3 protein-coding genes are annotated in these 10,778 nt (G+C 73.4%); all 3 read left to right on the plus strand.

All coding sequences use genetic code 11. The annotated features are described in order from the left end of the window. Window positions 1–3,294, plus strand: a 3,294-nt coding sequence (locus J7I94_RS37530) for a type I polyketide synthase (protein ID WP_215174802.1), incomplete at its 5' end; no start/stop codon positions are given. Between the two features lie 18 nt (window positions 3,295–3,312). Then, window positions 3,313–9,756, plus strand: coding sequence for a type I polyketide synthase (locus tag J7I94_RS37535; RefSeq protein WP_215174804.1), 6,444 nt, complete (start codon window positions 3,313–3,315; stop codon window positions 9,754–9,756). 29 nt (window positions 9,757–9,785) lie between these two features. Continuing rightward, on the plus strand, window positions 9,786–10,778 hold a 993-nt coding region (locus J7I94_RS37540), incomplete at its 3' end, for a beta-ketoacyl synthase N-terminal-like domain-containing protein (protein ID WP_251076324.1).

Raw genomic sequence — 10,778 nt, forward strand, 5'->3', positions numbered from 1 at the left:
GAGTTCCAACACGTACTGGAAGGCCTGACCTTCCACACCCCCACCCTCCCCCTCCTCTCCAACATCACCGGACAACTCGCCGACCCCGACGCCATACGCACCCCCGCCTACTGGGTCCGCCACGCACGCACAGCCGTACGCTTCGCCGACGGCATCCAGACACTCGCCGACCACGGCGTCACCACCTACCTCGAACTCGGCCCGGACGGCACCCTGTCCGCGATGGGCCGCGACTGCCTCGACTCCGGTGCGGAGAGCCAGGCGGTGTTCGTGCCCGCGCTGCGCCGCGAGGGTGACGAGGTGCGCGCCGTCCTCACGGCACTGGCCGTCTGCCACACCCGGGGCGTATCGGTCGACCGGTCCGCGCTGCTGGGCCGGACGGACGCCGGCCCGGCCGACCTGCCGACCTACGCCTTCCAGCGGGAGACCTACTGGCTGACGGCGGACGGCGCGGCGGCCGGCGACGTGACGGCGGCGGGCTTGGAGGAGACCGGTCACCCGTTGCTGGGCGCGGTGGTGGAAGTGCCGGAGTCGGAGGAGGTGCTGTTCACGTCCCGGCTGTCCCTGGCCACCCACCCCTGGCTGGCCGACCACGTCGCGGCCGGGGCGGTACTGCTGCCGGGGGCGGCGTTCGTGGAACTGGCCGTGCGGGCCGGTGACGAGGTGGGGTGCGGCGTGGTCGAGGAACTGGTCATGGAGACACCACTGCCGCTGGCCGAGGGCACCGGGGTGCGGCTGCGGGTGAGCGTGGGGGCGGCCGGGGAGGACGGCCGGCGCACGGTACGGATGCACTCGCGGGCCGAGGACGCGGGCGCCGCCTGGGTCCGCCACGTCTCCGGGACGCTGCGTCCGGTATCCGCGCCGGTGACGACACCGGATACGACGCCGAGTACGACGCCGGAGGCGGTGGACCTGTCGGTGTGGCCGCCGGCGGGCGCCGTCGCCGTGGACCCGGCGGAGGTGGCGGCACTCTACGACGGTCTGGAGCAGGCCGGGTACCGCTACGGGCCCGTGTTCCAGGGGGTCCGGGCCGCCTGGCGCGCGGACGGCGCGGTGTACGCCGAGGTGGCCCTGCCCGACGACCACGAGGACCGGGCGGCGGCCTTCGGACTGCACCCGGCGCTGCTCGACGCCGCCCTGCACGCGGCCGACTTCCAGCACCGCGCCGACCGTACCGGCGCGCACACGGCACTGCCCTACGTGTGGCGCGACGTCACCTTGCACGCCACGGGTGCCACGGCCGTGCGGGTACGGGTGGTTCCGACCGGCGGGGACAGCATGACCCTGTACCTGGCCGACGGGACCGGCGCCCCTGTCGCGTCCGTGGGCTCGATGGTGTCCCGCCCGGTCGAGCCCGCGCGGTTCGCCGGCGGCCGGGCCGCCGAGCACCTGCTGCGCCCGGACTGGGAGGAGACGACGCCGGCGGTACCGTCCGCCCCGGACCACGGCACGGAGTCCGTGACGGTGCCGGTCGGTACGGCGGCGGAGGTCCGCGCACTGGCCGCACGCGGCGGCGGCCTCACCGGCACGCTGACGGTCGAGCTGACGGAACCCGGCGCCCTGCGCGACCTGACCGGCCGCCTGCTGGCCGTCGTCCAGGCATGGTCGGCCGAACCGGCTCTGGACGGCACGCGGCTGGCCGTGATCACCAGGGGCGCGGTGGCCGTGGCGCCGGGAGAGGATGTCGCCCCCGCGCTCGGCGCCCTGTGGGGTCTGGCCGGGACCACGCAGTCGGAGAACGCCGGACGCGTCGCCCTGGTCGACATCGACGACGCGCCGTCCTCGCGCACGGCACTGAGCATGCTCGTACCCGCCCTGTTCGCCGCCGACGAGACACAGGCCGCGGTCCGCGAGGGACGGTGCTTCGTGCGCCGGCTCGTGCGCGCCGAGGCGCCGGGTGAGGCACCCGTGACCGGCAGCACGCCGATCGGCGACGGCACGATACTCGTCACGGGCGGCACGGGGTCGCTCGGCGCGGTGGTGGCCCGGCACCTGGTGCGTACGCACGGAGCGCGCAGCATCGTCCTGGCCAGCAGGAGCGGACCCGAGGCGCCCGGCGCGGCCGAACTGGCGGCGGAACTGGAGGCGGCCGGGGCTCGCGTCCACGTGCTCGCCTGCGACGTCGGGGACCGGGCGGCCGTGGCCGGCCTGCTGGCCGGAGTACCGGCCGACGCGCCGCTGACGGCGGTGGTGCACACGGCCGGCGTACTGGACGACGGCGTACTGACGGCGCTGGCACCGGACCGTATGGACACGGTGCTGCGCCCGAAGGCGGACGGCGCCCGCCACCTCCACGAACTGACCGCCGGCCTGGACCTCTCCGCCTTCGTCCTCTTCTCCTCCGCGGCCGGCACCTTCGGCAGCCCGGGGCAGGGCAACTACGCCGCCGCCAACGCCTACCTGGACGCCCTGGCACAGCACCGCGCCGCCCGAGGACTCCCGGCGCTCTCCCTCGGCTGGGGCATGTGGGCCCAGGACGCCGGCATGACGGCCGGACTCGACGCCACCGACCACCGCAGGCTCGCCCGCGACGGCATGACACCACTCTCGGCGGCCGAGGGCATGGAGCTGTTCGACGCCGCACTGCGCGGCGGCACACCGGTACTGCTCCCCATGAAGCTGGACGTGGGCGCCCTGCGTGCCCAGGCCTCCGGCGGACCGGTCCCCCCGCTGCTGCGCGGTCTGGTCCCCCCGCCCCGGCGCGGGCGGCAACGGGTCAGGCGGGCACCGGCCGACGGAGCGGACGCGCTCAGCACCCGGCTGGCCGGCGTGGGCGCCGCCGACCGGCAGGCGATCCTCCTCGACCTGGTCCGGCAGGAAGCGGCCCACGTCCTCGGTCACACCTCCGCCGGCCGCATCGGCCACGGGGCGGCCTTCACCGACGTCGGCTTCGACTCGCTCACGGTGATCGAACTGCGCGACCGGCTCCTCGCCCGCACCGGGCTGCGCCTCCCCGCCACCTTCGCCTTCGACTTCCCGACACCCGTGACGCTCGCCGACCACCTCAACACCCTGCTGGACACAGGCACCGCGGAGGACCCGCTGCTGGGCGAGCTGGCACGACTGGAGGACCTGGTGGCGGCCCGCCCGGCCGACCGGGCCAAGGACACCGTCGCCGCCGCCCGGCTCCGGGTGCTGGCGGCCCGGCTCAGCGCCGTCGCCCCCGGACCGGCCGGCGGCACCGACAGCATCCAGACGACGCTCGACACAGCGTCGGTCGACGACGTCCTGGCCTTCATCGACGAGGAGTTCGGGATCGTCGACCCGTCGGACCCCAGCCGCGCCCACGAGTGAAGAGGAAGGTGACCCCCGGTGGACAATGACGAGAAACTGGTCCGGTATCTCAAGCGGGTGACCGCCGACCTGCACGAGACCCGGCAGCGGCTCCACCAGATCGAGGCCGCGCGCACGGAACCCGTCGCCATCGTCGGCATGGCCTGCCGGCTGCCGGGCGGCGTGACGTCACCCGAGGACCTGTGGAACCTGGTGGCGGCCGGTGGCGACGCCGTCGGCGCCTTCCCCGAGGACCGGGGCTGGGACCTGGACCACCTCTTCGACCAGGACCCCGACCACCCCGGCACGAGTTACGTCCGCGAGGGCGGTTTCCTGCGCGACGCGGGCGACTTCGACGCGGGTTTCTTCGGTATCTCCCCGCGCGAGGCCCTGGCGATGGACCCACAGCAGCGGCTGCTCCTGGAAACGTCCTGGGAGGCGTTCGAACGGGCCGGCATCGACCCGACCGCCCTGCGCGGCAAGAACGTCGGCGTCTACTTCGGCACCCTCAACCAGGATTACGCCACTGATGTCGACGCGGTTCCCGACGGCGTCGAGGGCTACCTGATGACGGGCAGCTCGGCGAGCGTGCTCACCGGCCGGGTGTCGTACGCGCTCGGCTTCGAAGGCCCCGCCATGACCATCGACACGGCGTGCTCGTCCTCCCTGGTGTGCCTGCACCTGGCGGCCCAGGCCCTTCGGTCGGGCGAGTGCTCCATGGCCCTGGCGGGCGGCGCCACCGTCATGTCGACGCCCAGCGTCTTCGTCGGATTCTCCCGGCAGCGCGGCATGGCCGAGGACGGCCGTTGCAAGGCGTACGGCGCGGCGGCGGACGGCACGGGCTGGGCGGAGGGCGTGGGCGTACTGGTCCTGGAGCGCCTGTCGGACGCGGAACGGCTGGGGCACCGGGTACTGGCGGTGGTGCGCGGCAGCGCGGTCAACCAGGACGGCGCCTCCAACGGCCTCACCGCCCCCAACGGCCCCTCCCAGCAACGCGTCATCCACGACGCCCTGGACGCCGCCCACCTCGCCCCCTCGGACATCGACGCGGTCGAAGGCCACGGCACCGGCACCCGACTCGGCGACCCGATCGAGGTGCAGGCCCTGCTGGCGACGTACGGTCAGGATCGTGAACGGCCCCTGTGGCTGGGCTCGTTGAAGTCGAACATCGGGCATGCGCAGGCGGCTGCGGGTGTGGCCGGCGTCATCAAGATGGTCATGGCGATGCGGCACGGCACCCTGCCCCGCACTCTGCACGTCGACACCCCCAGCCCTCAGGTGGACTGGTCGGCGGGTGCGGTGGAACTGCTGACCGAGGAACAGGCGTGGCCGGAGACAGGACGCCCGAGGCGGGTGGGAGTCTCGGGCTTCGGCGTCAGCGGCACCAATGCCCACGTGATCCTGGAACACGTCCCCGAACCCTCCGACATCCCCGGCCCACCCTCCGACGGCCCCCTGCCCCTGCTGATCTCCGGAGCCGACGACCAGGGCACCCGCGCCCAGGCACGCCAACTGGCCGACTTCCTCCAACGCCGGCCCGACATCGGCTTGAGCCGGCTCGCCGGACTTCTGGCCCACACACGCGCCGCCCTGCCCAACCGCGCGGTGGTGGTGGCCGGCGACCGGGCCGAAGCACTGGCCGGACTGGAAGCCGTGGCCGAAGGCGCCGGAAGTAACCGGGCAGACGTGCAAGGACGGGTGGTCTTCGTCTTCCCCGGCCAGGGCACCCAATGGGCCGGCATGGGCGCCGAACTCGCCGACACCCACCCCGTCTTCGCCCAAGTGCTCGATGAATGCGCCGCGGTGATGGACGAGCTGACCGACTGGTCCCTCCACGACGCCATCCACGGACACCTCCCCCTGGACCGCGTCGACATCATCCAGCCCGTGACCTTCGCCGTCATGATCGGCCTGGCCCGCATGTGGCAAACCGCGGGCGTACGGCCATCAGCAGTCATAGGACACTCCCAGGGCGAGATCGCGGCAGCCCACGTCGCCGGAGCCCTCTCCCTCGCCGACGCCACCAAAATCGTCGTCCTGCGCAGCCAGGCCATCGCCACCCACCTCTCCGGCCACGGCGCCATGATGTCCCTCGCATGCACCCCAACCCAAGCCCAGGAACTCACCGCCCCCTACAACCACCGCATCCAGACAGCCGCCCTCAACGGACCCACCTCAGTCGTCGTCGCAGGCGAACCACAAGCACTCACCGAACTCGCCACCACCTGCGACCAGAACGGCATCCGCACCCGCACCATCGACGTCGACTACGCCTCCCACACCACCCACGTCGAAACCATCGAAGAACACCTCACCGACACCCTCGCGGACATCACCCCCACCACCTCACACACCCCCTTCTACTCCACCGTCGAACCCGACTGGCTCGACACCACCCACCTCGACGCCACCTACTGGTACCGCAACCTCCGCAACACCGTCCAATTCGCCCCCGCCATCACCCACCTCCTCACCCAAGGCTTCACCACCTACATCGAAATCAGCGCACACCCCGTCCTCACCACCAGCATCGAAGCAGCCATCGAACACACCGAACCAGGACCCGCCCTCGTCACCGGCACCCTGCGCCGCGGCCAAGGCGGCACCCGACAACTCCTCACCTCCCTCGGCCACGCATGGACCCGCGGCCTCCCCATCAACTGGACCACCCTCCTCGGCCAAGGAGCCGAAACACCCCCACACACCGCCTGGAACCTCCCCACCTACCCCTTCCAACACCAGCGGTATTGGCTGGGCCGAGGCGGCGGCGCGGCTGACGCCGCGGCGCTGGGACTGGCGCAGGCCGGGCACCCGCTGCTGGGTGCTGTGACGGAGCTGCCCGGGTCCGGCGGTCTGCTGTTCACCTCGCGGCTGTCGCTGCGTACGCATCCGTGGCTGGCGGACCATGCGGCGGCGGGAACGGTGCTGGTGCCGGGGGCGGCGTTCGTGGAGCTGGCGGTGCGCGCCGGGGACGAGGTCGGCTGCGGTGCCGTCGAGGAACTGGTGATCGAGGCGCCGCTGCCGCTCCCCGAGCACGAGGGCGTGCAGGTGCGGGTGACCGTGGACGCGCCGGACGGGTCCGGGCGGCGCCAGGTGTCGGTGCACTCGCGCCGCCAGGAGGCGGCCTGGGTGCGGCACGTCAGCGGCACGCTGAGCCCGGAGAGCGGCCCGGTCGGCGGCAGCGTCGATCCGGAGGCACAGGACCTGACGCGGTGGCCGCCCGCCGGGGCGGTACCGGTCCCGGAGGACCGGGTGCGCGGCGTCTACGAGGAGTTGGCGGCGGACGGATACGGGTACGGTCCCGCCTTCCGCGGCCTGCGCGCGGCGTGGACGCGGGGCGACGAGATCTACGCGGAGGTCGCCCTGCCCGAGGAACTCACCACCGAGGCAGCCGCGTTCGGCCTGCACCCCGCGCTGCTCGACGCGGCCCTGCACGCCACCGCCTTCCGCGACCGCACCGGCGCAGACGCGGGCCCCGCGTTGCCCTTCGCCTACCGAGGGGTGTCGCTGCACGCTTCCGGCGCGTCGGCACTGCGGGTATGGATCACGCCTTTCGGAAAGGACGGGGTGGGTGTCCGGCTGGCCGACCCGAACGGCGCGCCTGTCGCGGTGATCGAGTCGCTGGTGTCGCGGCCGGTGCCGACGGGCGGGCTGGACGCCGCCGGCGCCGGCGGTCGGGCGCCGCTGGAGCAACTGTTCCTCGTGGGCTGGGAGGAGCTGCGGGTCGCTCCCGCCACCCCCGTGGAGACGGTCTCCGTGCGGACCGTGGAGGACGTGACGCGGGTGACCGGACCGTCGGCGGTCCTGCTGTACGAACCCGAGGGCACTGACGTGCACCACGTCACCCACCGCACCCTGGAGGTGCTCCAGGCGTGGCTCGGCGCACCCGCGCTGGAGCAGACCCGCCTGGTGGTGCTGACCAGGGGTGCCGTGCGCGTGCGGGACGGTGACCGGCCGAACCCGGCGGTGGCCGCGGCGTGGGGCCTCGTCGGCACAGCGCAGTCGGAGCACCCCGGCCGCGTCCTGCTCCTCGACACGGACGCCACGGCGGCCTCCGCCGACGCGCTCCCCACCCTCCTGGCCGCCCTGCTCGACGGCGACGAACCACAGCTCGCCCTGCGTGACGGAGTCTGCCACCAGCGGCGTCTCACCCGGGCCGGCGCCGACGAGGTCCTGACGGCACCGGCGGGTGAGCCCGCGTGGGAGCTGGGCACGCGGGCCCCGGGCACGCTGGACGGCCTGGCCCTCCTGCCGGCGCCGAGGGCACGGGCGGCACTGCCTCCTGGGCACGTCCGGATCGAGACGCGCGCCGCGGGCCTCAACTTCCGTGACGTACTGATGGCGCTGGGCATGTACCCGGGTGAGATCAGCATCGGCAACGAAGGCGCCGGTGTGGTCACGGAGGTCGGTCCGGGTGTCACCCGCTTCGCCCCGGGCGACCGGGTCATGGGCCTCTTCGAGGGCGCGGGCGGCCCCGTGGCCGTAGCCGACTGCCGCACCCTCGCGCCCATGCCGAAGGGCTGGTCCTTCGAACAGGCGGCCTCGGTGCCCTGCGTGTACCTCACCGCCTGGTTCGGACTGCGGGACCTGGCGGGGCTGGAGCGCGGCGAGTCGGTGCTGATCCACGCCGCCGCCGGTGGTGTCGGCATGGCCGCCGTGCAGCTCGCCCGGCACTGGGGCGCCGAGGTCTACGGCACCGCCAGTCCGGCCAAGTGGGACGCGGCGCGCGCCGCCGGCGTACCCGACGGGCGGCTCGCCAACTCCCGCACCCTGGACTTCGAACGGCAGTTCCTCGACCTGACCGGCGGCCGGGGCTTCGACGTCGTCCTGGACGCGCTCGCCGGTGACTTCGTCGACGCCTCGCTGCGCCTGCTGCCCAGGGGCGGCCGGTTCATCGAGATGGGCAAGACCGACATCCGCGACGCCACCGAGGTCGGCGCCCGGCACCCCGGCGTCACCTACCGGGCCTTCGACCTGGCCGACGCGGGCGGCGAACGCATCGAGCGGATGCTGACCGAGCTGGTCACCCTCTTCGACCAGGGCGTTCTGACCCCGCCGCCGCTCACCACCTGGGACATCCGGCACGCTCCGGCCGCCTTCCGGTTCATGAGCCAGGGCCGGCACATCGGCAAGAACGTGTTCACGCTGCCGCGCCGGCCCGACCCGCGGGGCACCGTCCTCGTCACCGGCGGCACCGGAGCACTCGGCAAGGTGGCGGCCTGCCGCCTGGTGACCGAGCACGGCGTACGCAACCTGCTGCTGACCAGCCGCAGCGGCCCCCGGGCCGACGGCGCCGCCGAGCTGGAACGCGAACTGACCGCCCTCGGGGCGAGGGTCCGCATCGCCGCCTGTGACGTGTCCGACCGGGACGCCGTGGCCGCGCTGCTGTCGACCGTCCCCCCGGACGCCCCGCTGAACGGTGTGGTGCACAGCGCCGGCACCCTGGACGACGGCGTACTCACCGCCCTGACCGCCGAACGACTGGACACCGTCCTCGCCTCCAAGGCCGACGCCGCACACCACCTGCACGAACTGACCCGGCACTTGGACCTGGCACTGTTCGTCCTGTTCTCCTCGGCCGCCGGCACCCTCGGCAGTTCCGGACAGGGCGGCTACGTCGCCGCCAATGCCTACCTGGACGCCCTCGCCCACCAGCGCCGGGCCCAGGGCCTCCCCGCCGTCTCGCTGGCCTGGGGCCTGTGGACGCAGGGCGCGGGGATCGGCCTGACCGGTCACCTCACCGGCGCCGACCAGCAGCGGATGGCACGCGGCGGAGTCATCGGGCTGTCGGAGGACGAGGGTGCGGCACTGTTCGACGCCGCGCTGCGCCTGCCCCAGCCGGTGCTGCTGCCGATGAGACTGGACTTCGGCGCGCTGCGGGCGCAGGCCGCCACGGGGCCGGTGCCGCCGCTGCTGCGCGGCCTGGTCCGGCAGACCCGGCGCATGGCGGGCACCGCCGCCGACGCCGGTGCCTTCACCCAGCGTCTCAGCCGTGCCACCGCCGAGGAACAGGAACAGCTCCTGCTCGGCCTGGTCCGGGAGGAGGCCGCCCGGGTACTGGGTCACGCCACCGCCCACGCCATCGGCCCTGACCTGGCCTTCAACGAGCTGGGCTTCGACTCTCTCACGGCGGTCGAACTGCGCAACCGGCTCGCCAACCACACCGGGGTCCGGCTGCCGACCACCCTCGTCTTCGACTATCCGACACCCGTCGCCCTGATGCGTCACCTGCGCGCGACACTCGGCCCGGACGACACCCCCGCTCCCGCCGCGCCGGGCAGCGAGGAGGACCTGCGCCGCGTCCTGGCCAGGACACCGCTGAGCCGGTTCCGGGAACTGGGCGTCCTCGACGCCCTCATGACGCTCACCGAGGAAGGGGAAGCGGACGCGGAGGAGCTCCCGGCGCAGGAGCGGGAGACGGCGATAGCCGACATGGGCGTCGACGACCTGGTGCAACGCGCCATGAGCAAGGCCGGTAAGTGATGACGATGGGGAAGAAGGCGGAGGCCGGGATGACCACTCCCGACGCGAAGATCGTCGAAGCGCTGCGTGTCACGCTCATGGAGAACGAGCGGCTGGAACGGGAGAACACCGACATCCGCCGAGGGCTGTCGGAACCCGTCGCGATCGTCGGCATGGCCTGCCGCCTGCCGGGCGGCGTGACCTCTCCGGAGGAGCTGTGGAACCTCGTCGCCACCGGCGGCGACGCCATCGGTGACTTCCCGACCGACCGGGGCTGGGACCTGGACCACCTCTTCGACCCGGACCCCGACCACCCCGGCACCAGTTACGTCCGCCAGGGCGGCTTCCTGCACGACGCGGGCGACTTCGACGCCGCCTTCTTCGGCATCTCCCCGCGCGAGGCGCTGGCCATGGACCCGCAGCAGCGGCTCATGCTGGAGACCTCCTGGGAGGTCTTCGAACGCGCCGGCATCGACCCGACCGCCCTGCGCGGCAAGGACGTCGGCGTCTTCACCGGCGTCACCTACCACAGTTACGGCTCCGGAGCCCGCGTCCCCGAAGAACTCGAGGCGGTCATGGGCACGGGCACCTCGGCCAGCGTCCTGTCCGGCCGCGTCTCCTACGTGCTCGGCTTCGAGGGCCCGTCGGTCGCCGTGGACACGGCGTGCTCGTCGTCGCTGGTCGCCCTGCACCTGGCCGTCCAGGCGCTGCGGGCCGGGGAGTGCTCGATGGCACTGGCCGGCGGCGTCACCGTCATGGCCAACCCTGGCATCTTCGTCGGCTTCTCCCGGCAGCGGGGCCTGTCGGCCGACGGCCGGTGCAAGGCGTTCTCCGCGTCGGCGGACGGCACCGGCTTCTCCGAGGGCGCGGGCGTGCTGCTGGTGGAGCGCCTGTCGGACGCGGAACGGCTGGGGCACCGGGTACTGGCGGTGGTGCGCGGCAGCGCCGTCAACCAGGACGGCGCCTCCAACGGCCTCACCGCCCCCAACGGCCCCTCCCAGCAACGCGTCATCCGTCAGGCACTGGCCGGCGCGGGCCTGACC

The sequence above is a fragment of the Streptomyces sp. ISL-12 genome (assembly GCF_018614415.1).
Taxonomy (GTDB): domain Bacteria; phylum Actinomycetota; class Actinomycetes; order Streptomycetales; family Streptomycetaceae; genus Streptomyces.